Raw genomic sequence first — 23,606 nt, 5'->3', positions numbered from 1 at the left:
TAAGACTTTATTCTTTGACAGCCGAAGCTGCAATACCCTGTTCCAGATAGTTCTGTCCTGCAAGAAAAACAAGCAGTGACGGAACAAGTGTGATCACCGATGCCACAAAAGCCAAGCCTGCATTATCCATACTGATATTCGGCAAATAGAGAGACAACGGCCACAACGTCTTTGACTTCAAAAATGTCAGCGGCTGCTCGATCAGATTCCACGCATCCAAAAAACTTAAGACCAGCGCTGAGACAATGCCGGATGAACCAAGCGGCACCCCAATCGACAAAAACACCTGAAACTTATTGGCACCATCTAATTCCGCCGATTCAATAATGCCCTTCGGAATACTTCTGAAGAAATGATACATAATAAATACAGGGAATGTGGAAAATGCGGCCGGCAAAATAACGGCCCACTGCGTATCTACCAGATGCATCGCATCCAGTGTCAGATAATTCGACAGCATCGTGACCTGGAATGGCATCAGCATAAGAATGATATACAGGTTAAATAAAACCTTCTTTCCCGGGATATCAAGTCTTGCAAAACCCCATGCTGCAGGCACACCGGTCACGATCTGTCCTAGCAAAATCGCTCCCGTCATCTTCACGGAATTCCAGAACATCACAAAGAATTCCGGCGAATCCAAAAGGAGCTGTACATAAGCTTTAAAGGTCGGATATGTCGGCAGCAGTGCCCATGAAGCAAAACCATCGGCTTTTCCAAGCACAGCCCCCAGATAATGATTCAATTCATCCGTTCCCATCAGAGAACCGACAATCAGAAACACCACCGGAAAACAGATGATAACTGCCAGAACCAAAAGCAGCAGGAGTAATATTCTTTTAAAAATCTTATGTTTCATCTCCTGCCTCCTAATCTTCACGGTCCCATGAACGCTGCAGACCCAGAATCAGCACAAGGATCAGCAATGCGATCACAACTGCCGCTGCAGACATTTTGTCAAGGGATAATTCCCTAAACCAGTTGTTGAACAAATGCTGCAGCAGATACATACTTTCATGAGGATAATCCCCCGCCACCAGATAAGCCTCCCTGAACACCTTGAAAGAATTCAAAAAGGCCAACACCGTGATTGTATACAGTGTCGACATCAGGTTCGGCATGGTGATATACCGAAAACACTGAATATTATTGGCTCCATCTGCTCTGGCCGCCTCATAAAGGGTATCCGGGATAGCCGTCAGGCCCGCCATCCACAGAACAACATTGTAACCGAGATTTTTCCAGACGTAGCTGAAAACAAGAATCCAGAAGGCAAATCCTGTATCCATCCAATCCTGTGACTGCATCCCAAACATATGCAGAAGGCCGCTGAAATAGCCATTCTGATGAAACAAAAGCCGCCAGATCAGCACAACCGAAGCCACCGGGATCGCCATGGGCACCAGATATGCCGTTTTCAGATAATTGGCTCCCCGGATGCCTGCATTCAAAAACACTGCGATCAGCAATGAAAAAATCATCAGGATCGGAATGCAGATCACCATGAACTTGATGGTATTCGAAAACGCCAGTCTGAATGCCGCATTCTGAAAAATCGTGATGTAATTTGAAAAGAAAACAAACTGCGTACCCGATACATTCGTAAAAGAGCGGCGCAGTACATCTATAAAGGGGATCAGCACAAAAATGCTGACCCCTGCTAAACTCGGTACAATGAAAGCAATATCAGTAAGTTTTTTCTTATTCAGGCTGATCTTCATAAGCTTTCATACCTCTTTCTTATTCAGATAAGTAAATATCGATATCTTTGACAACCTGTTCGACTGCATCATCCACAGAAGTATCTCCGATAATGGCATTCATACTGTCCTTCAAAATCGTTGACAAAATCGTATAATCGCCATAAGACGGTGTATCCAGAGAATCGATCAGGTTCTTCAGCTGTGCGATCTGATCGTCTGTCGGCCAGTAAATGTCAACAGAGATCTCATTGCCATCCTCATCCGTCATACCCCAACTGCCTTTGGACTCATTCGGATCATAGCCTTCTGTGCCTGCATCCGGATCAACCAGTGAAGCATCAAAGCGTTCTTTATTCACTGGGAATCCACTGTAACTGTCAATGGCCTTCTGACCGTCTGCACTCAGGGCAAATGCATAGAACTCTTTAGCTGTGTCTATATTCTTGGATTTGGCATTGATACCAATAATCTCTGACGGAACATAAACATTCTGAACAGAACCTGGCAGTGCTTTGTAATTAATGTCGGCATCCTTTCTCATGATGGATGCGAGATCTCCAAGGCTGCTTGTTCCGGCCATATTGCCGTAGGCAATGCGATTCATGCCGGCCATAATGTACATAGCCATATAACTTGGATCTGAGCCGTACCAGGAAGCATCCATTTCATAATCCTCACTTGCATAGTACTGCTTCATTTGATCCATATCGGACTTATCTTTATCTGATAAAGTTTCGTAAACCGCATTATAAATGGTCTTAATATCGTTCAGATAGGATTTCAGGCTGTCAGAATCAAGAGATCCGTCTTCCTTGAACCAACTGGCTGAGTTGGTATACATCATATCGCCAACTAGTGAATATAAACTATAGGATTCGATAAAATTCTCATTCTTCTTGTGATCCTTGACAAAATCCTGAGCAAGAGAAGCAAAATCCGACAAATTATTCAGCTTGTCAAGATCACTCTTACGGCCAATTACAATCGGCACCTGGAAGGTCATCGGCACTGCATAAATCTTGCCGTCATCACCCTTATAGGTCTGTGCGATCTTATCAAAAAGCTTGCCATCAGAGATCAGCGGATTCACTGTATCACTGACATCTGCAAGTAATCCCTTTTCCACATAGGAATTAACCGGAAGTCCATCCATAAGCAGGATATCCGGGCCGTTGCCGCCCATTACTTCTGTGTTCAATGTACGGATGGCATCGGATGTTGTCACTGCATCATCACCACTGACACCGCTTTCAACCTTCACATAAACATCCGGATGTGCCTTCTGGTAAGCAGCAGCCAGTGTACGGATTGTATAATCATCCTTTAATGTATAGATGGTCAGTTCCTTATCCGGACGCTTTGCAGCATCTTTGTCATAAGCATAATTCAGGAAAGATTCTTCAGACGTATCTCCGGTATAATCACTGAACTTCACAAGAATCTGTCCGTCATCTTTCGGAATCAGATACTCTACGTTGCCACTTGGGGAAACCAGGGATGACATATTGCCATCCACAATCTGTTCGGAAGTATCCTTATCCAGATCGTATGTATAGATACCCTCTGTACAGGAATAATAAATCGTATGTCCATCCTTCAGATAATCTGCGATCGTGACACTGCCCTTGGAAGTAATCACACTGGCCAATGCTTCATGTTCAGCTGTCTTCTTATCCGTTGCTGTATCATATTCATAAACCTTCTCGTAATCATCAAGCAGCAGCTTGTCACCGCACAGATACATATTGTTGACAAAGTTCATATCATCAAATGTGGCTGTAATCTTGCCGTCAGCCGTTGTCACATGATAGACTGCACCGTTATAATCTGCAACATACAGGTTCTCGGCATCCTTTAACTTGAGCGTCTGGATACCATTGGATGCCTCTGTATCACCGTTATTGTCGCTGTCACCATTTTCATTGATCACAACGCCGTCATCCTCTGTCTCTGATTCAGCGGAAACACCGGAATCAGCAGAATCATCGGTCTTCGAACCAGTCTCATCCTCAGATGAATTATATTCATAATGCTGCTCCTTCTGGAGATTCGGAATCTCCATGGCTATCTCTGACAGCTTGCCGTCCTTTGTCAGAAGATAATACTTCACAGTTGAATCCACAGAAGTCACATTATCCTTCGTCTCTGAGTGGCTCTGTGTATAAACAAAAGCCAGATCGCCATCCGCATCAATGGTCATATTGCCCACGTAAGCATAATCACCATTGCCGTCATCATCTGTATTATCATCTCCGAGATTCAGCTGATCAAGGGCTGATAAATCCATGGAAGCATCCCCCCATGTCTTACCGCCGTCTGTAGAATCCTTAACTGAAAATCCTCTGTCCGAACTGTCACTGACAATTGCACGGATCGTACCGTCCGACAATTGCTTCATCGTCTGAATATAACTGTAATTGTTATCATCCTGAGATTCCAATGGATCTCCCCAGTTTTCTTCCACATAGCGGCCCTTTCCGCCTGATGTGGAAGCATCCTCACCATTTCCGCTTCCGCTTCCTGAGCACCCGGCCAACAAGCCGACAGTCATTGCAAGTACAAGACCGATACTGGTCAGCTTCTTCATTCTTTTCATAAATGCGCCTCCATTCAAAAAATAACATTTATTCTCTCAAACACTTTCGATCATTAACTGTTTGAATAAGTTTATTATATCAGAAAATGTGTCCAAAAACAGATGTAATTTCCTTACGATTTGCGCAATTCTTTACGAAAATCTTACGATTTGAACTATCAATCGTTTCCAAAATCTCTTACACTGGCAGCAGGCGAACCTGCTCCGCCAAAGACCTGTGTACTTTCTTTCTGGTCATCTCCACCAGATGCAGCGATGTCCGGTCCACAACCGTTGTCTGTACACTGTCCTTTGCCGCCTCTTCTCTCAGCACATCCATAAGCGCCTTTAAATGCTCCGGATCTTTCATATTAATAAAATCGACGATCACAATACCTGAAATATTGCGAAGACGCAGCTGACGGCACACTTCCTGCGCCGCTTCAAGGTTGATCTTGAAAAAATTTTCCTCCATCTTCTGTTTGCCGATGGCCTTGCCTGTATTCACATCGATCACTGTCAGCGCCTCCGTCGGTTCAATTACCAGATAGGCGCCGGATCTCATCCAGACACGCTTCTGCAGTGCTTTATCCATCTGCGCTTCAATCCCCTTCAGCTTGATCAGTGGATAGGAATCATCCTTATAGTATTGCAAAGCTTCCTCAGATAGACCCCATCGGCCAAAATTTTCTTTCAATTCATCATAAACTTCCGGAAGATCCGTTGTCACTCTGCATGTACTGCCGTGAGCAAACTTTTTGATCAACTGCGTATACGGCGAATCTCCTGACATCAGTTTACTGAAACATGTTCTCATGCATGAAGTTGACATAATTCTATTATAGTCAACTTCTAAGCGATGCATCTCTTCCCCGATCACTTCTGCTCTCTGTCCGGAAGCTTCTGTCCGGATCATCCATGCCGCCCCTTCGATTTCTTCACCCGAAATAATTCCGGTCAATCGATCTCTTTCCGCCGTATCTTTGATCCTTGCAGATATCTGAATACCGGTTTTTCCCTTTGTCAACACGGTATATCTTCCCGGAAAACTTAACCGTCCTGTCAGAAACCAGGCCTTTGTCTTCAAATTCTCTTTTTCAACCTGAACAACGATCTCATCCCCGGCAACGATTTTGTCGTTTTTCTTTTGATTAACAAAAAAATGTACAGCATTATCCTTCAGGGGATAGTATCCCATCACCCCCGGTGTAATCTCCACAAAGGCTGCCTGAATATTCTGTACAATATGTTTCACTTTCCCTATATAAATATCGCCGACTCTTACCTGGCTTTTCTTCGGCTCAAGATTCAGCTCACAAAGTGTGTCTTCTTCATAAAGGGCTGTCAGTACCTTCGACTGCCAGCCCGTAATAACGATTTGTCTTTTCATTTATTCTGCAAAGTCCTCCAGCGAGACAAGCTGTCTGCCCGTCTGCTCATTTCCTTTATCTGCATACATATCACAGCGTGTCACCAACCACGCATAATCATTCTCTTCAAGATTTTCCAGACGGCAAAGTGTCTGCATGACAAGTTCAGGCTTCAGGTTCGTTGCACTGCCTGCTGCCACCTGCATAAAGATCTTCCCATTTTCTTCCACAACCATCTTGTAGATCAGAGGACGAATGTCTATTTCCCGCTCGCTCTTCTTTGTCTTCTTGATGACCCGGATTTCCGGACGGGACATAAAGCTTTCAACAGCTGCCTTCAGCTGCTTGGTCTCACAAGGTGCCATCTCTTCACGGAAGCCTACCTCATAATCAGCTGCCGCAATGATGGACATAGCATTCTTCGCCTGATCCGGCAAATGGCGAATACTGTAAACAACAATGCCTTCTACCATCTGGGCATTCACAGCATTCTTCATGGCTTCCAAATCGTCAAAACTGTTCACTTCCATGTCCAGATATTCTCCACGACTCTCAAGTCCGACCCCCAACGGTGACGCAAAGGACAGACATGGATGGGGATGGTAACCCTGAGAATAAGTGATATCTACATTGGCCCTTCTGAATGCCTTCTGGAAGTAACGCATAATGTCCAAATGCCCGATAAACTTTACAATTCCTTCTTTACCAAACCGCATTCTAAGCTTCATAGCAGACACCTCCTTCATAAACACGACAGCCGCAGCCGGAACATCCCTGACGGCAGTTCGGTGTCACAACGCCTTCCTTGGCCCGTTGATATTCTCGCTTCAAAAATTCCTTGGTCACACCAGCATTGATAAAATCCCACGGCAGGATCTCATCCAGCGGACGTTCGCGATGCACGTAGAACGTATAGTCCACATGGCAGTCCTCAAAAGCTTTCATCCAGCCTTCATAATTAAAGAACTCAGACCATGAATCAAAGATACAGCCATTCCTGTAGGCCGCCATCAGCACCTTGCCAAGCCGTCTGTCGCCTCTGGCAAAAATGCCTTCCAGTTTCGTCAGTTCAAATTCATGCCAGTTATACCGCATGCTCTTATGGTTAATCTGTTCCTTCATCTTCGCACTCAAAAACTTCTGTTTCGCCACGAATTCCTCATCCGTGCACTGACGCACCCACTGGAACGGTGTGAATGGCTTCGGTACGAAGAAAGAAGTACTTGCCACCACATCCACACGGCCATTACCCGGGCGTTCACCCTTCGGAATCTCATAGAACGTCTTGGCAACCTTATTCGCCAGATCTGCAATACCGGCAATATCCTCCTCTGTCTCTGTCGGAAGGCCCAGCATGAAATAAAGTTTCACCCTGTTCCAGCCGCCGGCAAATGCATCAGCTGCACCCTTCAGAATCACTTCCTCTGTCAGGCCCTTGTTGATCACATCACGCATTCTCTGGCTTCCCGCTTCCGGAGCGAAAGTCAGACTGCTCTTACGTACATCCTGCACTTTGGACATAACATCCAAAGAGAACGCATCAATACGCAGGGACGGCAGAGAAATGTTCACCTTTCTGTTCTCACAGGTCTGGATCAGATAATCTGTCAATGCCTCCAGTTCAGAATAGTCACTGGAACTTAAAGAGCTGAGAGAAATCTCATCATGTCCCGTGGCATTCAGCATCTTATCCGCATGTTCTTTCAGATAATCCAGTTCACGCTCTCTGTTCGGACGATAAACCATGCCCGCCTGACAGAAACGGCAGCCCCTGATACAGCCTCTCTGGATTTCCAGAACAACCCTATCCTGTGTTACCTTAATAAAAGGAACTAATGGCTTCTCAGGATAGCGGACACTGCTCAGATCGGTCACTACCTGTTTGTCGATAATTGCAGGCGCACATGAACGATTCGGTCCAAAGGATGCAATGGTACCGTCTTCATTGTAAGCCACATCATAAAAAGCCGGTACATACAAACCCGGAATTGCAGCTGCCATTTCAAGGAACTGTTCCCTGCTGCCCCCTGCCGCCTTATTGGCTTTATAAGCATCCATCAGTGCATCATAGACCGTCTCTCCTTCTCCGATATAGAAAATATCAAAAAAATCTGCCAACGGTTCCGGATTATACGCACAAGGGCCACCACCGATCACAATCGGATCATCCTCGCCGCGGTCAGCCGCCAACATCGGAATTCCGGACAAATCCAGAACCTGCAAAATATTGGTATAGCACATTTCGTACTGGATCGTAATGCCCAAAAAATCAAAATCTTTAATCGGATCCTGTGATTCCAGCGCAAACAGCGGAATCTGCTTCTTGCGCATCACTTCATCCAGATCCATCCATGGGGAATACACACGTTCACAGTACACATCCTCCCGGGCATTCAACAGATCATAAAGGATCTGGATACCCAGATGGGACATACCAATCTCATACACATCCGGGAAGCACATGGCAAAACGGATCTTCCCTTCCGGATCCTTCACCACATGGTTCACTTCATTGCCCAGATAACGGGCCGGTTTCTCGATTTTTAATAAAATATCATCACTTAACGCTAACTTCTTCATGCTTTTTATCCTTTTTTTACTTTTTACAAATACAGTTGTTCTTAAAATCCTCCAGAGCATTTACTCCGAAGAAGCGACAACCTGAATCCATATTACTACATGAGCGTGGCATTGTCAAAACTTCTTTACTGTCCAAACCATTTTGAATGAACCATTTTGTCCAAACCATTTATCGAAGCTGACCTTAGGTATCCGACAGCTATTTCTAATGTATCTTGGGCAATTACCCGATCAGTTAGCCGAACAGTAACTTTGTCATGTATCACTTCTGAAAAATAGGTGCGCCGTAAGACATACTGCAAAAAACAAAAAGCAGCTGCACAATGACAACTGCTTTTTGTTTTAAAGGGAGAAAAAATATAGTAACAAATATAGATTAATTACGCATATTAATAGTTTGTACACTAATTATATGTCTAACGAAGCATTTTGTCAATCATGCATTTTATCCAAACTTAGTATACTAATTATGTGCATTTTCGCCAATATGTAGGCTATTCAGTTGATTCACCACCGGTGTCACAATGGTTGTCTCAATTTTCTCCTTTAATTGCTCCACATCTGTCTGTCTTTGAATTTCAGCCATCGCTGACGCATACACACGGTTTCCGCTTAACACATCTGTCTGCTTCAAAAACATCGTCACTGACAAAATCAGCAGCACAATGATCATCCGCGTTGAAAAACTGTTGCTTTTTTCAGTACTGTCCCGGACAATAGAATGTTTCTGTTTCTTATCCAACTGTCTGAGTCGTCTGTAATTACTTTTCTGTGCTGCTTCCATTTCAAAATAATTGTCCATATAAAAAGCTCCGTCTTTTTGTATCATGATACGCAGACGGAGCCTTCTTTATACCTATATTCAACTTTTCAATATTTTACAAACATCCTTCCCCTGCAGCTGCCATTAATGAACTATATCGTTCTTCTCAGGCAAATGAATCAGAAAATCTGCATCAATTGTTCTGAAATCATTAATCACTGCATTCGCCTTTGACAGATCCTGTTCACCGGATGTAGGGTTCTGATAGCCCAGGCAGGTCATTCCGGCCCGTACTGCTGCCAACACACCATTGGCTGAATCTTCAATCACAACGCAGGTCTCCGGCGTCTCCTTCAGTTTTTCACATGTCTCAAGAAAAACGTCCGGTGCCGGCTTACCGTTTTTCACTTCTTCACCCGAAAAAATCAGATCAAAATAAGCGACAATGCCAAGCTTTTCCAAAACTGCATGAATAAACGGATAGGAGGAAGAGGATGCCACTGCTGTCTTTAAACCGGCGGCCTTGATGCTCTTCAGCAATTCCACTGAGCCAGCAGTAGGTCCGGCATCGCTTTCCCGGACAAGGCGGATCATGATCGCCTCACGCTCCGCGATCAGACTGTCGATTGTCTCACTGAGGTGATATCGCTCTTTAAACAACTCAAATCTCAGCTGGTTCGTTGTGCCTGCATAGGCTGTCATCGCTTCCACCGGCACATCCACCCCATGAGCAGCCAGCGTTTGCTGATCCCCTAGATAATGCATCGGCTGACTGTCAATGAGCACCCCATCCATATCAAATATAATCGCATGTACCATTCTTGTCATTGCCTCTTAATTGCAGTAATTCTTGAATTCTTTGAGAACAGTCAGCACCAGGTTGTATGTCCTCTCAACAGAAGCAATACCCAGGCGTTCTCTCGATGTATGAATATCGTGCATTTCAGGGCCCATGCTGACCATATCAAGCCAAGGCATCTTCTCGGACAGCAAACCACATTCAAGTCCGGCATGGATCATCTCAATAGATGCCTCTTCGCCTGTCTGTTCCTCATAAATCTTCTTGCAGAGTGCACAGATTTTGGAATCAGGGTTAAATGGCCATTCCGGATATTCGCCACGGAAAGTCATTTCGCCGCCCAGAAATTCTGTCATATATCTCAGCTTATCTTTCATCAGTTCTTTCAGGGACTTCACAGAACTTCTGATGGCCCATGTCATGGCAACTCCCTCTTCCGTCGTCTCAAGAACTCCGAGATTTAATGAACTTTCAACAAGGCCCGGCAAATCTGCGCTCATCGTCTGGATGCCGTTTGGCACCTGCATCAGCATAAAAATTACCTTCTCAGTCAATGCCATAGAGAAGACTTCATAGCCTCCCTCCGCACGTACATCCGCATCAATGGCAATCACCGGATCACACACATGGAACTCACTGCGCACTTTCTCCTGAAAAGCAGCTGCCAGAGACTGAATCTCATCGATGTCTTCATCAGATACCACGATCTCAGCCTTACTATCTACAGGAATCGCATTGTCCTTGTCTCCGCCATCCACAGAAATAATACAAAATGGCAGTGCTTCATGCAGTTCAAACAACAGTCTGCCAAGCAAAATGTTCGCATTGGCACGGCCTTTATCAATCTCTGAGCCGGAATGTCCACCCACAAGGCCATGGACATGCAGTGTCATTGCCGTTCCCTCGGCAGAAGCACAGCTCATCGGAAGAAACGATGTGGCTTTCACACCGCCGGCACAGCCTGCAAGGAAATGCCCTTCATCCTCTGAATCAAGATTCAAAAGGTATTTTGCCTTCAGATCGGCTGTATCCAGTGCAATGGCACCTTCCATGCCCACTTCTTCTTCAGTTGTAAAGACCACTTCCAGTTCCGGATGTTCAATCGTATTATCCTCAAGAATTGCCAATCCCATGGCAACGGCAATGCCGTCATCTCCGCCGAGGGTTGTTCCCTTTGCATGGACATATCCGTCTTCAACCACCAGGTTCAGTCCATCCTTCTCAAAATCAAAATCCACACCTGCATCTTTGACACATACCATATCCAGATGTCCCTGGAGCATCAGAACCGGCGCTTCGCCATAGCCTTCTGAAGCCGGCTTTCTGATTACGACATTGTATTCTTCATCCTGACGAACCTCAAGATTCAGAGACTGTGCCACAGAAACACAGTAATCGCTGATGGCTGCTACATTGTAAGAGCCATGCGGGATCTTGCAGATCTCCTCAAAATAATAAAAAACGCGTTCCGGTTTTAAACCTTCTAAAACTCCCATTTCTATCTCCCAAAATAAAATTAATTTTTAAAACTGTGAATTGGCGCCGGAATTCTGCCGCCGCGGTTAATGAAATCCGAACAGTCAAATTCATTCACTTTCATAATCGGTGCATAACCAAGCAATCCGCCAAATTCAGCTGTATCGCCGACTTTCATGCCATGTACCGGAATCAGTCGGACCGCAGTTGTCTTCTGGTTGATCATACCGATCGCCATTTCATCTGCGATCATACCGGAAATAGTGGTTGCCTTTGTATCTCCCGGAATAGCGATCATATCCAGACCAACAGAGCATACACATGTCATCGCTTCCAGTTTCTCCATGGTCAGTGCACCTTCCAGTACAGAATCAATCATACCCTGATCCTCAGATACAGGAATAAAAGCACCAGACAGACCGCCGACATAAGAAGAAGCCATGATACCGCCCTTCTTCACCTGATCATTCAAAAGGGCAAGGGCCGCTGTTGTACCCGGTGCACCCACGCGCTCAAGACCCATTTCCTGAAGGATCTCAGCAACGCTGTCACCAACAGCCGGTGTCGGAGCAAGGGAAAGGTCAATAATGCCAAACGGCACGTTCAGACGTCTGGAAGCTTCCTGGGCAACCAGCTGCCCAACACGTGTCACCTTAAAAGCTGTCTTCTTGATTGTCTCACAGAGCACACCGAAATCCTGACCTTTGACTTCTTCAATAGCACGTTTAACAACACCAGGGCCACTGACACCCACGTTGATGACAACATCTCCCTCTGTCACACCATGGAATGCGCCTGCCATAAATGGATTATCATCCGGTGCATTACAGAAAATAACAAGCTTCGCACAACCAAGAGAATCATTGTCCTTTGTCAGCTCTGCTGTCTTCTTCACGGTCTCGCCCAGCATCTTGACAGCATCCATATCAATACCGGTCTTGGTGGAACCCACATTCACAGAACTGCAGACGAGTTCTGTCTCTGCCAATGCCTGAGGGATAGATTCAATCAACAGCTTGTCCGCAGGTGTCATGCCCTTCGAAACAAGGGCTGAATAACCGCCGAGAAAGTTGATGCCTACTGTATGAGCTGCTCTGTCAAGGGTCTTGGCAATCTTCACATAATCTTCCGGTGTCTTGCAGCAGCTGCCGCCAACCAGTGCAATCGGCGTTACGGAAATTCGCTTATTGACAATCGGAATACCATAATCCAGCTCAATCTGCTCACCGACCTTCACAAGATTCGCTGCCTTCTCAGTGATCTTACGATATATCTTCTCACAAACAACATCTACATTATTATCACAGCAGTCAAGAAGACTGATACCCATTGTAATTGTACGGACGTCCAGATTGGACTCCTCAATCATCTTGTTCGTTTCCTGAACTTCAAATACATTGATCATTTATCTTACCCGCCTTTGTTAAATTCTATGCATGATGTCAAAAATCTCTTCGTGCTGCATTTTGATCTGAACACCAAGATCTTCACCGATCTTATCAAGATCCTTCACCAATGAGGCAAATTCCTTATCTGCACCATTAGCATCTACGATCATCATCATATGAAAATAGCCCTGGATAATGGACTGATCAATATCAAGAATGTTAATCTTATGCTCCGCAAGATATGTACATACGGTTGCAATAATACCTACTCTGTCCTTGCCGATAACTGTAATAATTGTCCTGTTCATGATTCAATACCTCCGTTTTATAATGTGATAAGAGCCCTTGCCTCATCTCTTGGGGCAACGCTGATATGCAGCGCTTCTTTTGTCACTGAAAAATCTCTTTCCAATTCATTCTGAACGGCTCTAAGCGCAAGCTCAGGAAAATTGTTCTCCTTGCTCAAGTGTCCAAGGATCACCTGCTGCAGTCTCTCATTCAGGAGTCTGCCGACCAGCTGACCGGACATCTCATTGCAAAGATGGCCATAATTCCCGGCGATTCTGCGCTTCAACTGATAGGGATATGGTCCCACTTCAAGCATATGCAGATCATAATTAGCTTCCACATAGAGCAGATCACAATCCTTAAGCTCATCGATGATCGCATCATCAAAATAACCCAGGTCCGTCACTGTTCCAATTCTTGCATCTGCCGTTTCAATCTGATAGCTGACAGGATCCCTTGCATCATGGGGAATAGAAAAAGGATGGATGGTCATATCGTTAATCTGGAAAGTCTCTCCCGGCCGGATCACATGAAAAAGGGATTCATCCACCTTGCCAAGTGACTTCGTCCGCCATATTTCTTCCAATGTTCCTCTTGTCCCATAAATCGGCACATGATACTTTCTTGACCAGACACCGATTCCCTGGATATGATCCATATGTTCATGGGTAACAAGAAGTGCATCAATATCAGTACCTTCTGTGCCGAAACTCTTAAGTCCCTGCTCAATTCTCTTCTTACTGATACCTGCATCGATCAAAATATGTGTATCATCATTTGCTGCATACAGACAGTTGCCGCTGCTGCCGCTGGCAATTGTTGAAAATTGCATGCATCTCATCCTCTCATCGTAAAATAATAACTTTCAAGTTAAACGCATCTGTGCGCAGAACTTTTATACTAAATTATAATCCATCGACATTTTAAACGCAACATTTATTTTGTATTAGTACAGTAATTCATCAAAGTACACAAACGGCTGCCAAAGGCAGCCAAAACATTTCATCATTCGTGCATTTATTGTTGATCCAGCTTCTCTTTCAACTGAGCATACACATCCGACAATGTTGTGTTATTCTTAATCACAAAAGAACATTGCTCAAAAAAGACCTCATCCGGCTGCTGGTTTCTCATCACCGAATCAACCTTCTCATCGGAGTAATTCCTTGTCTCCTTCATGCGCTGTCTGCGGATCTCCGGTTTCGTATACACATACCAGAATTCATCACAGATATCTTCATATCCGCATTCAAGAAGAATGGCAGATTCCAACGCCACAAAACGACACTCACCGGAAGCCTCTGCCTCTGCGATCAACTTTCGTATCTCATCCTTTACATACGGATGCGTCATACTGTTCAACTTCTCCAGGGCTTCTTTGTTGTTAAAAACATGATCGGCCAGCTTCTTTCTGTCGATTTCGCCGTCATCCATCAAAATATTCCTGCCAAAATATTCCACGATCAGCTGATAGCTGATATTGCCCTTCTGCATCAGTTCTCTTGCCACTTCGTCAGACATAATCACACATCCTCCGAAATTCTGCTGAAGCATTTTGATCACTTCGGATTTACCTGTACCGGCACCGCCTGTAATGCCATACACCTTCATTTGTACATCCCCTTTTCTACGTCCCGGATTTATTTTAACTCATACCAGTTATGACCGGTATGCATATCAATCTCCAACGGCACCGCCAATGTCACTGCATGTTCCATTTCTTCCTTCAAAATCGCCTTCACTGCATCCACTTCATCCAAAACGGCCTCAATCAGCAATTCATCATGGATCTGCAGAATCAGCCTGGACTTCATATGCTGCCGTTTGAGGCGTCTGTTCACTCTGACCATGGCGATCTTGATGATATCCGCTGCTGTTCCCTGAATCGGTGAATTCATGGCAATACGCTCACCAAAAGACCGCTGCATAAAATTACTTGAAAGCAGTTCCGGAACCGGACGGCGTCTGCCGAATAATGTCACGGCGTATCCCTTCTCCTTTGCAGCTTCCACAGAACGGTCAAGAAATGCCTTAATGCCCGGATAGGTCCGGAAATACTGCTGGATATAATTCTCTGCTTCCTTCTTGGTGATACTCAGATCCTGGCTGAGGCCGAAGGAACTGATACCGTACACAATACCGAAATTAACCGCCTTGGCATTGCTTCTCTGAGCCGGTGTCACTTCATCGAAAGGTGTGTGGAACACCTGGGAAGCTGTCATCCGATGGATATCCTGGGCCTCTTTGTAGGCCTGGATCAGATGTTCATCCCCGGCCATATGGGCAAGGACACGCAGCTCAATCTGTGAATAATCTGCATTGACAAAGATACAGTCTTCCTTAGGTACAAAAACCTTGCGGATCAGCCTTCCAAGCTCCATACGCACCGGAATATTCTGAAGATTCGGTTCCGTACTGCTGATACGTCCCGTCGCTGTAATGGTCTGATTAAACTTGCCGTGGATTCTCTGGTCATCCGGCCGGATATAACCGGCCAGCCCATCTGCATAAGTGGATTTCAATTTCGTCAGCTGGCGGTATTCAAGAATCTGCCCCACGATTGGATCATAGGTACGCAGCTTTTCAAGAATATCGGCAGACGTAGAATAACCCGTCTTCGTCTTCTTCGCAAAAGGCAATCCCAACTTCTCAAATAAAATTATGCCCAGCTGCTTAGGTGAGTTGATATTGAAAGATTCTCCCGCAAGCTCATAAATATTCTTCTCCAGTTCATCAATCCTGCCTGTCAGTCGGCTGCCGTATTCTGCAAGGGCGTCCTTCTCAACAGCAATACCTGCCTTCTCCATATCATATAAGGCATATACCAACGGCATTTCAATCTCATCAAAGAGCCGGTCCATGCCGGTCTCCTCAAGCCGCTTCTTTAAAGTACCATAAGCTTGTACAGGGATCATCGCCGAATACGCAAGATAATGTCCAAAACTCTCTTTTTCTTTCTCCGATGCTTCTGTCAACGTCATCTTCTTCATCCAATCCGCTCTTGAAGGCACTGTCATGCCAAGGAAATCCTGTGCAATACCGTCATAGGTATAGCTGTCCTTTAACGGATTGATCAAATATGCCGCGATGGCCGCATCAAAAATGCCGTCCTCTTCCGAAAGCTCCAACCAGTACAACTGCGGTTTCACATCGATCATGCAGCAGACACCGGCTCTCTTCGCCGCCGCTGCCGCCATCTCACGAAGAACTGCTGCTGTCATCATCCCTTCCGCCGGAATATAAACAGGCATATTGTCTGCTTTGCAGGCAGCCAGACCCTCAAAATCATCTTCTGAGAAATAATAAAGTCCCAGTTGATCTGTCTCACCAATTCCCTCCAGCCAGGAAACAGCCGCTGCAAAATCATCCAGCACCTTTACTGTCTGATAATTCACCGTTGTTTCTGCCACACTGTCAAAACGCTTCAGAATATTCTTCAGTTCCAACCGCTTCAAAAGGGCATAGGATGCATCGTTCATCATCTGCCCGATGGCAGCATCTTCCAGTTTGAAATCCAGCACACAATCTGTCTTAATGGTTGCCAGAACCTTGCTGAACTGCGCCTGTTCATAGTAAGTGACCAGATTCTCTGAAGCCTTCTTCGGTTTCAGTTCCGCTGCATGTGCATGAGCCGCTTCAATACTGTGCCACGTACTGATGATCTTCGATGCCGTCTTCTCACCAATGCCGGGAACACCCGGAATATTATCCGATGTATCGCCCATCAGTGCTTTCATGTCAATAAATTCTGTCGGTGTGACCTGATATTTTTCAAAGACATCTGCTGCATAATAATCTTCGATCTCTGTACCTGACATCTTCGTCTTCGGAATGCGGATCTTGATCTTGTCCGTTGCCAGCTGAAGCAGATCCCTGTCACCGGATATAATGGACACATCATATCCCGCCGCCTCATAAGCTTTCCCAAGCGTACCGAGAATATCATCCGCCTCATAACCGGCGTGTTCAAGGGTCGGTATCTGCATGGCATGCAGAACTTCCTTGATCACCGGAACCTGCTCCCGCAGTTCCTCAGGCATCGGTTTTCTTGTCCCCTTATAAGCCTCAAACATCTCATGGCGGAATGTCGGCGCATGAACATCGAAAGCAACCGCAAGATAATCTGCTTTCTCTTCATCAAGTATCTTAAACATAATATTCAAAAAGCCGTAAACTGCATTGGTATGCAGTCCTTCTGCATTCGACAGCAACGGAATGCCATAATAAGCTCTGTTCAAAATGCTGTGCCCGTCGATCAAAATCACTTTACTCATTTAACTATCAATTCCTTTTCTATCATATTGCCGCCATCCGGCAAACTTCTTTGTTCAACTGAAAAACCGGCCGGAAGGATTACCGGATAATGCTGTTCAAAATATAACCGTCCCGAGGATACATCCGACGTCTCCGAAATATCTCCCATATCCTCCGTCACTGCATCCTTACCAAACCAGAATGCATAGAGGGATACAGCTGCTGCATCCTTGAAATCATTCAGTGTATGGATCTCCTGCTCACTGAACAGCAGCGTATGACTGCAGAATGCGAGAATCACTGCCAAGATAACAATGCCGGCCCGCTTGGCAAAATGCCGCCTTGCCGCCAGGCGCTTTCTCATATAAAGTTCTTTGTTCTGTTCACTGATAAAATCTTTCAGATTCTTCTTAAGATCCATTGTCCCTGTATGATCTTCATCCAGCTGCATCAAACCAATGGTGATCATATAGTAGACTTCCAGTTCATCATAACAGTCCTGGCAGTTCTCAATATGCTCAAGGAAACCTTCCAGCTGCTCATCTGTCAATTTCTCTTCAATAAATCCCGAAATCATCCGTTGTACATCATGACACTTCACCCGCGATTCCCCCTTTCATCTGTCTGGTAATACTATACACTATTTTTTTTAAAAAATAAAGCATCCCATTTTTTTATTTGTCCTCTGTGATTCCCTTGACATTCTCATCATTTCGATATATCGTTATATCAGAATACTAAACAGAAACCGATTCATCCTGACACTTTATGCCATGATGAATTTTTTATGGAGGATTTTATGATAGATGGATTTAACAGAACAATCGATTACATCCGGCTTTCGGTCACAGACAGATGCAACCTGCGCTGCCGTTACTGCATGCCGCCTGATGGGATTTCCTGTCTGCCTATGCGTGAAATTCTCACTTACGAGGAGATTGAACATCTCTGCCGTATTTTCGCAGACCTTGGCATCCATAAAGTCAAGATTACCGGGGGAGAGCCTTTCGTCCGAAAGAATATATGCCATCTGATTCGTCGGATCAAGCAGATCCCCGGCATTGACAGTGTCACACTAACAACCAACGGCACACTGGCACTGCAGCATCTGGAAGAATTGAAAGCCATCGGCATTGACGGCATCAATTTCAGTCTGGACACCTTGAAACCGGCCGTTTTTCATCAGATCACCGGCGGAAAGGGCCCAGAAAATGTCCTTGCAGCCATCAACAGGGCGGTTTCTCTTCCAATCCCGAATATCAAGATCAACTGTGTCCCTGTCCGTGATTTCAATCTCTCTGAAATCCCGGATATCGCCGCTTTAGCCGAAGATTATCCAATTCATGTCCGTTTTATCGAGATGATGCCTATCGGCCTGGGCAAAGATTTTCAGATGATTTCTGAAGCCGAGGTCTGTCATCTCCTGAAGGATACCTACGGCAGTCTTGAACCCATCGACGGCATTTTCGGCAATGGTCCGGCACATTATTATCACATTCCGAGATTCAAAGGACATATCGGTTTTATCAGTGCCATGAGTCATATGTTCTGCGACGGATGCAACCGTATTCGTCTGACTACAGACGGACAGCTCAAAACATGTCTCTTCTATGAAAATGGGATTGATCTGAAATCCTTAATAAGAAACAACTGCAGTGATGAAGAACTGAGGCAGCAGGTCTGCCTTGCCCTGCAGAACAAACCACAGCACCACGAAATGTCCAGCCTGCCGCCGGAGCTTCGGGGTATGTCACAGATAGGAGGATAAAGAATGTACAATGTTGCTATTATTACAGCCAGCGATAAAGGATACGCCGGCGAGCGCGAAGATAAGAGCGGTCAGACTATTGAAGAGCTCGTCACTGCCAAAGGGCTGCATGTTGCTCATAAGATCATTCTTCCTGATGACCGCAGCATGCTGGCCAAGCAGATGATGACCTTATGTGATCAGAGCATCGATCTGATTCTCACAACCGGCGGTACCGGCTTCTCTAAAAGGGACGTTACACCGGAAGCCACTGCTGATGTCGTTGAACGCAGGGCTGACAACCTCACTTTCGCCATGATTGCCAACAGTCTGCAATATACCCCAAAGGCCATGCTCTCCCGAGGCATTGCAGGTATCCGTGGCAACACACTCATTGTGAATCTTCCAGGGAGTCCGAAAGCCGTCCGAGAAAACCTGGAATACGCCATGGATGCGATTATTCACGGTGTGAAGATTTTAAAGGGCGATGACGGCGAATGTGCAAGGCAATAAAATCCAGCATCAAAAAAGGAATGACTCACATGACTCAAAATCATGAAAATCATTCCTTTTTATGTAGAGTTCAACTCCTATAAACAAAGAAAAAACGCTGCTTAAACAGCGTTTCTAAAATAATAAAGTACCGGTGGTCGGACTCGAACCGACATGGATTGCTCCGCATGATTTTGAGTCATGTGCGTCTGCCAATTCCGCCACACCGGCATATGATATATGCCACAGTCATGCAACTGCATCCCACAATCATCAATGTGGATTCTGGCAATAAAAAAATAGCCCGTAGGGGAATCGAACCCCTGTTTCCGCCGTGAGAGGGCGGCGTCTTAACCGCTTGACCAACGAGCCATTTGCTACTCTGCTATCATACACTACTTTTAAGCAAAATGCAAGCCTTTTTTTAAATTTTTTTAAAAAAATATATTTTTCTAACTTTAAAGACTTTTTGACAGCAGAGTGTCTGTCTATTCTATGCCATCCGACACCTTGTGTCAATGTCTTCTACATAAAATGCATTTAAGACAGCGGCTGAATCAGGATATCCATCACACCGCCGCAGACAAGGCCATTTTCTGCTGCTTCCCGACCTGTCATATCTACATGCTCCATCAGACAAATATTCTCCCGAATACAATAGCGCGCTTTTGAGATAACTTCCGCCTCTGCGCAACCGCCGCCAATGGTGCCTATGATCCTGCCGTCTTCCAGAATGATCATCTTTGTCCCAGCTTCTCTTGGCCCGCAGCCCTTTTTGACGATGATGGTGGCCAATGCCATCCTGACCCCTTCCTCAGGTTGAGACAGCATCTGTTGCATCTCAGAAGAATAGCAATACTTCTCTTTCTGAGTTCTTCTACACTCAATAACCTCCGCAATGATAGAGACAGCGATTTCCTCCGGTGTCATCGCGCCAATTTTCAGACCGATCGGCATGTGTACACTATCCAGAAGGGCCGCATCATAGCCTTCCTCTAAAAGTCCCGCTTTCAGATTCTTCACCCTTACTTTGCTTCCCATCATTCCGATATAACTATGGCGTTTGCCAAGAATAACATGCATACAGTCCACGTCATACTGATGGCCTCTTGTCACAATAATAAAATAAGGCTCCTGGTGATCATCCATTCTCTCAAGCGCCTGCCTAAAAGGTTCACAGATCACTTCATCTGCACCTGCTTCTCTTGCCTTGTTGCAGAAAATCGGCCGATCATCAATAACCGTCACCTTAAAGCCAACCATTTTCGCAAGCCGAAGCAGCGCAATAGATACATGCCCGGCTCCGCAGATCACCATCTGCTTGCCGCTGCCCACCTTCTCCATAAAAACAAAATGATCATTGGCTGTCGGCCCGATGGACATATATCGCTCAAAATAATCCGGATCCGCCACATAATCCAGAATCATCTGTTCAGCCTTCTGTCGTCGTTCATCTGTTGCATTCGGCAAATACAGACCAACAGGGTGCTTTCCCTCTACCAGGACTTTCATTCCAAGCAGTTCTCCATCAACAACAGTTGCCTCATAACAGCTCTGATTTCCCAAAATGCTTTTCTCCAACTGCTGATAGTACTCAGCAGTGGAATCAAACTTCACAATTTCATTCAATACTTGCTCTTTCATTTCAATCCCCTATATCGATTTAAAAAATCCGAAGTGATCATCCCGGTCTTCCGTCGATCACTCCGGATTCTTTATGTACGCTTTTCGTCTTACCAGTTGGTTGCAATATCTAACTGTGTAGGGTTCGATGCTGCAAAACTTCCCGTATCACAGACAAGACATGTTCCCAGGGAACTCGCTACCGTTGTACCTCTAGGGAAATAATTCAGATTGGCTGCACACATAATATATGAACCAAGCATCTTACAGCCGTCATCTCTGACCCAATATGGATAATCTTCTGCAGAAAATCCCATATCCCGCATGATTCTGACAACGCCGCTCATATCCAGGTTGTAATACGTCTCCTTACCCGTCGGTCCATAGACAACACCATGATACTTGGAAAGAACCTTGCCATCAGACACATAAGAATTGTCATTGCTCGGTGCTTCCGTCTCAGGCACCTTGGTCTCCGGTGCGGATGTCTCCGGTGTCTTCGTCTCAGGCGCAGACGTCTCCGTCTTCGTAGGCTCCGTATTCTTCTTCGTGGATGTATCTGTCTTCTTCGTAGAGGAATCGGACTTCTTGGTATCTGTATTCTTCGACGCTTCCTGCTTCACAGCCGCTTCATGCTCAGCCTTGGCCTTGGTAGCCGCCTTCTCTTCCGCCAGAATCGATGCCATCTTGCTGTTCTGGGCATCAATCTGTGACTGGATATCCGAAATATCAGAATAGGCAGCACGCATGCTGTCATCCAATGAGGACAATTCATTCTGTCTCTCGTCCAGGATGGTATCCAACTCACTCATCTGCTGTTCATAAGAATCCTTGTCCTTGGTCAGGCTGTCCTGTTTCTCTCCAAGTTCCTGCTCATAAGTTTGAATCTGTTTCGTTGTCGCCTCAAGAGAATTGTAAAGTTCATAATCATACATATTGATTCGTGACTTATACTCCTGAGAATTCAAAACACTCTTCAAATCTGCATCCTTCAGCAAAACCTTAAAAAATGAAGCATCCTCTTCTGATTCATAAATGGCCTTGATTCGTGCCTTCAACGCCTCATACTGAGTCTCCTGATTTGCTTCCGCCTCTTTCAAATTCGCTTTTGTCGTTTTAATCTCCTGGTCTGTCTGCTCAATCTCATCAGAAACTGTATCCAGTGCAGATAAGGTCTCTTTAATCTTGGTGTCCAGTTCCGCTATGTAAGACTCAATGCTCGTTTTATTTGCTTTCATGCTGGCCAGTTCTGATTCAAGCTCAGATGCCTGTCCTTCCAGACTGTTGATCTGGCTGCTCACATCCGATTTGGAATCCGCAAAAGCCGGCATAGCCATTGCAAAACATAACGCACCAACAAGGATGCTGCCTGCAATTCTTCTGCTCTGTTTCACTACATAGTCCTCCTTTTAATTTGTTCGACCAATCTATTATAGCACTTTTGAAAGACTATTACAACATTATGAGCTAATTATTACGTAATTGTTTCAAATTAACCATTTTTTACTAAAATGTGTTTTTAAAAATTCAATTTTGATAATTTTGTTTATTTTTTCACTATCAATCTTATAATCTCTTCTACAAATTTATTCACAATCTCCTTATAGAATCGCCAAAGTATACTCAATGCATCATTATTATACCTATAACTTTGTTTTTAGCAAAAATAATTATTCAAAAAATGGCCTGATTAACGGCCATTTTTGCATCATAATAACCTTCAAAATTTATTTGTTAATATACAATTACCCCAATCTATGATATGATGAAGATAAAAATTTGGCAGAAAGGAGACGAAAATGGACGATAAAAATCCGATGATTGACAAAATGCAGAAAGCGACGACCGAATTATTTGTTTTAAGTGCCCTTATGACGGAAGACATTTATCCCTATCGGCTTACAAAGGACATCAAAGCAATGACTTTCGGCTTAATAGAATATAGCGAAGCTGGTCTGTATCCCGTTATCAGTCGATTACTCAACGCCCAGATGATCTCCTCCTACACTGTTGCGCTTGAAAACGGGCGAAACCGCACGTATTATCATATTGAAGACAAAGGCCGGGCACACTGGCGATTATTAAAAAATGGCTATGACCAGTTTATTCGTATTTCTTATTTGATCACTGAAAAAAACGGCGATTAAAAATCGACCCTTCCGGAATATTCCGGAAGGGTCTCTGAATTAGCCGCAAAAATTTCTGTATAAGTATCACCACAGTTTTTGCATGTATATTTGGTAATTCCATCTTCGATACATGTTGGCATTCTTTCATTCATATATTTTTTCTATGCACGGCTTTCTTTATACTCGGCGATGACAGCTTTTACCAGATTTTCGTCTGCATCTGCCCATTTTATGATATTCTCCATTGAGACACCGTCTGCATACATATTCAAAATAACTACTTTTTTATTCGTCCGTAAAGTGTACCCCTTGTCAAGGACAAATTAAGAAGAAGGGATTTGTTCTTTCTAGCCAGTAGATGGCTATATCAGTTTGTTTTATTACCTTCTTCATCATACATATCCGTAGAAGGGATTTTT

At 44.8% G+C, this 23,606-nt stretch carries 20 protein-coding genes and 2 tRNA genes; 3 read left to right on the top strand and 19 right to left on the bottom strand.

What is annotated here, in order from left to right; translation table 11 throughout:
- Positions 1–7: 7 nt before the first annotated feature.
- The 15 genes from NBH03_RS14525 to NBH03_RS14455 form a co-directional block, all read right to left on the bottom strand.
- On the bottom strand, positions 8–859 hold the full coding sequence (locus NBH03_RS14525; RefSeq protein WP_015514195.1) for a carbohydrate ABC transporter permease: 852 nt from the start codon (positions 857–859) through the stop codon (positions 8–10).
- 10 nt (positions 860–869) lie between these two features.
- Positions 870–1,721 (bottom strand): carbohydrate ABC transporter permease, encoded by an 852-nt coding sequence (locus tag NBH03_RS14520; protein ID WP_015514194.1) that lies wholly within the window; start codon positions 1,719–1,721, stop codon positions 870–872.
- 19 nt (positions 1,722–1,740) lie between these two features.
- On the bottom strand, positions 1,741–4,299 hold the full coding sequence (locus NBH03_RS14515; RefSeq protein WP_250799994.1) for an ABC transporter substrate-binding protein: 2,559 nt from the start codon (positions 4,297–4,299) through the stop codon (positions 1,741–1,743).
- 178 nt (positions 4,300–4,477) lie between these two features.
- The gene (locus NBH03_RS14510; protein ID WP_250799993.1) at positions 4,478–5,668 is read right to left on the bottom strand and encodes a ribonuclease E/G; all 1,191 of its coding nucleotides are present in this window, start codon (positions 5,666–5,668) and stop codon (positions 4,478–4,480) included.
- The gene (locus NBH03_RS14505) at positions 5,669–6,376 is read right to left on the bottom strand and encodes a TIGR03936 family radical SAM-associated protein (protein WP_117540132.1); all 708 of its coding nucleotides are present in this window, start codon (positions 6,374–6,376) and stop codon (positions 5,669–5,671) included.
- Positions 6,366–8,228: a TIGR03960 family B12-binding radical SAM protein gene (locus tag NBH03_RS14500; RefSeq protein ID WP_215689331.1), complete on the bottom strand. Its 1,863-nt coding sequence runs from the start codon at positions 8,226–8,228 to the stop codon at positions 6,366–6,368. Before NBH03_RS14500 ends, NBH03_RS14505 begins: the two co-directional genes overlap by 11 nt.
- 463 nt (positions 8,229–8,691) lie before the next feature.
- A complete protein-coding gene (locus NBH03_RS14495; protein ID WP_250799992.1) occupies positions 8,692–9,030 on the bottom strand; it encodes a hypothetical protein in 339 nt (112 codons plus the stop codon).
- A 105-nt stretch (positions 9,031–9,135) separates the two neighbouring features.
- Positions 9,136–9,819 carry an HAD family hydrolase gene (locus NBH03_RS14490; protein ID WP_250799991.1) on the bottom strand — a complete coding sequence of 228 codons (684 nt, stop codon included), beginning with the start codon at positions 9,817–9,819 and terminating at the stop codon, positions 9,136–9,138.
- Positions 9,820–9,825: 6 nt separating this feature from the next.
- Positions 9,826–11,286, bottom strand: a complete 1,461-nt coding sequence (locus tag NBH03_RS14485) for an aminoacyl-histidine dipeptidase (protein ID WP_227081105.1) — start codon at positions 11,284–11,286, stop codon at positions 9,826–9,828.
- 20 nt (positions 11,287–11,306) lie between these two features.
- Positions 11,307–12,671 carry a PFL family protein gene (locus tag NBH03_RS14480; protein WP_227081104.1) on the bottom strand — a complete coding sequence of 455 codons (1,365 nt, stop codon included), beginning with the start codon at positions 12,669–12,671 and terminating at the stop codon, positions 11,307–11,309.
- Between the two features lie 18 nt (positions 12,672–12,689).
- Positions 12,690–12,962, bottom strand: coding sequence for an ACT domain-containing protein (locus NBH03_RS14475; protein ID WP_015514185.1), 273 nt, complete (start codon positions 12,960–12,962; stop codon positions 12,690–12,692).
- A gap of 17 nt (positions 12,963–12,979) precedes the next feature.
- A complete protein-coding gene (locus NBH03_RS14470) occupies positions 12,980–13,774 on the bottom strand; it encodes an MBL fold metallo-hydrolase (protein WP_250799990.1) in 795 nt (264 codons plus the stop codon).
- A 185-nt stretch (positions 13,775–13,959) separates the two neighbouring features.
- Positions 13,960–14,553, bottom strand: coding sequence for a dephospho-CoA kinase (gene coaE, locus NBH03_RS14465; RefSeq protein ID WP_250799989.1), 594 nt, complete (start codon positions 14,551–14,553; stop codon positions 13,960–13,962).
- Between the two features lie 29 nt (positions 14,554–14,582).
- Positions 14,583–17,216, bottom strand: a complete 2,634-nt coding sequence (polA, locus tag NBH03_RS14460) for a DNA polymerase I (RefSeq protein WP_250799988.1) — start codon at positions 17,214–17,216, stop codon at positions 14,583–14,585.
- Positions 17,213–17,797, bottom strand: coding sequence for a zf-HC2 domain-containing protein (locus NBH03_RS14455; RefSeq protein WP_250799987.1), 585 nt, complete (start codon positions 17,795–17,797; stop codon positions 17,213–17,215). Before NBH03_RS14455 ends, polA begins: the two co-directional genes overlap by 4 nt.
- 198 nt (positions 17,798–17,995) lie before the next feature.
- Between NBH03_RS14455 and moaA the strand changes: the two genes are divergently transcribed.
- Together moaA and NBH03_RS14445 are read left to right on the top strand one after the other, a co-directional pair.
- Positions 17,996–18,964 (top strand): GTP 3',8-cyclase MoaA, encoded by a 969-nt coding sequence (gene moaA, locus NBH03_RS14450; RefSeq protein WP_250799986.1) that lies wholly within the window; start codon positions 17,996–17,998, stop codon positions 18,962–18,964.
- Between the two features lie 3 nt (positions 18,965–18,967).
- Positions 18,968–19,456, top strand: a complete 489-nt coding sequence (locus NBH03_RS14445) for a MogA/MoaB family molybdenum cofactor biosynthesis protein (protein ID WP_250799985.1) — start codon at positions 18,968–18,970, stop codon at positions 19,454–19,456.
- A 128-nt stretch (positions 19,457–19,584) separates the two neighbouring features.
- Here NBH03_RS14445 and NBH03_RS14440 read toward each other — a convergent pair.
- From NBH03_RS14440 to NBH03_RS14425, 4 genes are all read right to left on the bottom strand, one after another.
- Positions 19,585–19,666 (bottom strand) — tRNA-Leu (locus tag NBH03_RS14440).
- A gap of 69 nt (positions 19,667–19,735) precedes the next feature.
- Positions 19,736–19,807, bottom strand: a tRNA-Glu gene (locus tag NBH03_RS14435).
- 168 nt (positions 19,808–19,975) lie between these two features.
- Entirely contained in the window at positions 19,976–21,079 is a 1,104-nt protein-coding gene (locus NBH03_RS14430; protein WP_250799984.1) for an XdhC family protein, read from the bottom strand.
- Positions 21,080–21,168: 89 nt separating this feature from the next.
- A complete protein-coding gene (locus NBH03_RS14425; RefSeq protein WP_250799983.1) occupies positions 21,169–22,452 on the bottom strand; it encodes a murein hydrolase activator EnvC family protein in 1,284 nt (427 codons plus the stop codon).
- Positions 22,453–22,857: 405 nt separating this feature from the next.
- Here NBH03_RS14425 and NBH03_RS14420 point away from each other — a divergent pair, with 405 nt between their 5' ends.
- Complete coding sequence (locus NBH03_RS14420) at positions 22,858–23,205, top strand: PadR family transcriptional regulator (RefSeq protein WP_015514178.1); 348 nt, start codon at positions 22,858–22,860, stop codon at positions 23,203–23,205.
- The last annotated feature ends 401 nt before the right edge of the window (positions 23,206–23,606 follow it).

The organism is Coprococcus intestinalis, assembly GCF_023656595.1.
In the GTDB taxonomy this organism is placed as follows: Bacteria; Bacillota; Clostridia; order Lachnospirales; family Lachnospiraceae; genus Coprococcus_A; species Coprococcus_A intestinihominis.
Note: the sequence above shows the minus strand (reverse complement) of the source record. Positions and strands in the feature narration are given on the sequence as shown.

Coding starts and splice junctions, on each gene's coding strand:
- NBH03_RS14525 (WP_015514195.1), bottom strand. CDS start 859: ATGAAACATAAGATTTTTAAAAGAATATTACTCCTGCTGCTTTTGGTT.
- NBH03_RS14520 (WP_015514194.1), bottom strand. CDS start 1,721: ATGAAGATCAGCCTGAATAAGAAAAAACTTACTGATATTGCTTTCATT.
- NBH03_RS14515 (WP_250799994.1), bottom strand. CDS start 4,299: ATGAAAAGAATGAAGAAGCTGACCAGTATCGGTCTTGTACTTGCAATG.
- NBH03_RS14510 (WP_250799993.1), bottom strand. CDS start 5,668: ATGAAAAGACAAATCGTTATTACGGGCTGGCAGTCGAAGGTACTGACA.
- NBH03_RS14505 (WP_117540132.1), bottom strand. CDS start 6,376: ATGAAGCTTAGAATGCGGTTTGGTAAAGAAGGAATTGTAAAGTTTATC.
- NBH03_RS14500 (WP_215689331.1), bottom strand. CDS start 8,228: ATGAAGAAGTTAGCGTTAAGTGATGATATTTTATTAAAAATCGAGAAA.
- NBH03_RS14495 (WP_250799992.1), bottom strand. CDS start 9,030: ATGGACAATTATTTTGAAATGGAAGCAGCACAGAAAAGTAATTACAGA.
- NBH03_RS14490 (WP_250799991.1), bottom strand. CDS start 9,819: ATGACAAGAATGGTACATGCGATTATATTTGATATGGATGGGGTGCTC.
- NBH03_RS14485 (WP_227081105.1), bottom strand. CDS start 11,286: ATGGGAGTTTTAGAAGGTTTAAAACCGGAACGCGTTTTTTATTATTTT.
- NBH03_RS14480 (WP_227081104.1), bottom strand. CDS start 12,671: ATGATCAATGTATTTGAAGTTCAGGAAACGAACAAGATGATTGAGGAG.
- NBH03_RS14475 (WP_015514185.1), bottom strand. CDS start 12,962: ATGAACAGGACAATTATTACAGTTATCGGCAAGGACAGAGTAGGTATT.
- NBH03_RS14470 (WP_250799990.1), bottom strand. CDS start 13,774: ATGCAATTTTCAACAATTGCCAGCGGCAGCAGCGGCAACTGTCTGTAT.
- coaE (WP_250799989.1), bottom strand. CDS start 14,553: ATGAAGGTGTATGGCATTACAGGCGGTGCCGGTACAGGTAAATCCGAA.
- polA (WP_250799988.1), bottom strand. CDS start 17,216: ATGAGTAAAGTGATTTTGATCGACGGGCACAGCATTTTGAACAGAGCT.
- moaA (WP_250799986.1), top strand. CDS start 17,996: ATGATAGATGGATTTAACAGAACAATCGATTACATCCGGCTTTCGGTC.
- NBH03_RS14445 (WP_250799985.1), top strand. CDS start 18,968: ATGTACAATGTTGCTATTATTACAGCCAGCGATAAAGGATACGCCGGC.
- NBH03_RS14430 (WP_250799984.1), bottom strand. CDS start 21,079: ATGAAAGAGCAAGTATTGAATGAAATTGTGAAGTTTGATTCCACTGCT.
- NBH03_RS14420 (WP_015514178.1), top strand. CDS start 22,858: ATGGACGATAAAAATCCGATGATTGACAAAATGCAGAAAGCGACGACC.